This window comes from Methylophaga sp., from assembly GCF_009711715.1.
In the GTDB taxonomy this organism is placed as follows: Bacteria; Pseudomonadota; Gammaproteobacteria; order Nitrosococcales; family Methylophagaceae; genus Methylophaga.
This window is the reverse complement of record NZ_VENF01000028.1, coordinates 8993-9973: the sequence shown is the minus strand read 5'-3', so window position 1 is coordinate 9973 and position 981 is coordinate 8993. Positions and strand designations below refer to the sequence as shown.

At 40.7% G+C, this 981-nt stretch carries 1 pseudogene; it reads right to left on the bottom strand.

Features of this window, described 5'->3' with window-relative positions:
- Positions 1 to 564 precede the first annotated feature (564 nt).
- A pseudogene (locus FH755_RS13980) lies at positions 565 to 690 on the bottom strand (hypothetical protein); the annotation flags it as partial.
- Between the last annotated feature and the right edge of the window lie 291 nt (positions 691 to 981).

Below are 981 nucleotides of genomic sequence, written 5' to 3'. Positions count from 1 at the left end.
CTGATTGGAATAACGACGCCTTGGCAGCTTCGCATAATCATTCATGAGTTAGATCCCCATCTAATTTAAATGGGGATCTAAACAAGTGTGGATTCAATCCGGTAGGGTGTATTCAGTGGACGCTTACAAACAAAGTAGCTCAAGAGACATAAAGATAGGCCATCCTCATTGAGGCTGGCCTTTTTTGTTACCTGAAGTTTAGCCGTGACCTACTTGAACGCAGTGACCGCCTATAGGGATGGAGACAATAACGTAAGGTCATCACTATGAAGAATCCCAGACAGGGTATGAACGCTACCATTGTTTAGCTGTGTGTCTAAAACCCTCAAGAGCATCTTTTTAGCTAGGCAATCTAGTCCAGGGTAGATGTAAAAGGCCTCAAGCCAAACTGGTTTATCTGCCAACGAATAATGTCCTCTCTACTGCCTTTATCAATAATGTATTTTGTTATCGATTTGGATTTAAATGGCGTGTGAGGATCTGGGTGAATGGTACTACAAGCACAATCTTGATTAACATATTTTGAGTCATGATGCAGTGGCCTTAAGCCTATAACATCATCTATTACATGTGGATCACCAGTTTAATCCATTTAGACTGTATGTTTTTATAAACAGCGAAATCACTCTCTTTATTCGAAAGACATGTTAAATGTATTGCAACTAGAGGGTTAATAGTCCAGTCCAATAAACGTGTAGGTAGTCATGATGTTATGCAAGGAATAACCACTCAAGTTCAGTTTCTCGTGTGAAGCTAAAAAATGGAATTGCTCTTCGCCTGAGTTCTTTCAAGCTATCTTTCTCAAAGCGTTTTAAAGCATCTGTATTTGTGGTTTTCAGCCTGCCTACTGAAGGGATAAGCACCTGTGTAGAATCTAAAATATCTCTGAATAGCATTGTATGAGTGTGCCATCTGTAATGCTATTAACCCTCATTTCTTCTATAAAACCTCATGAGGAGGGGGGGGGGGGGGGGGGGGAAA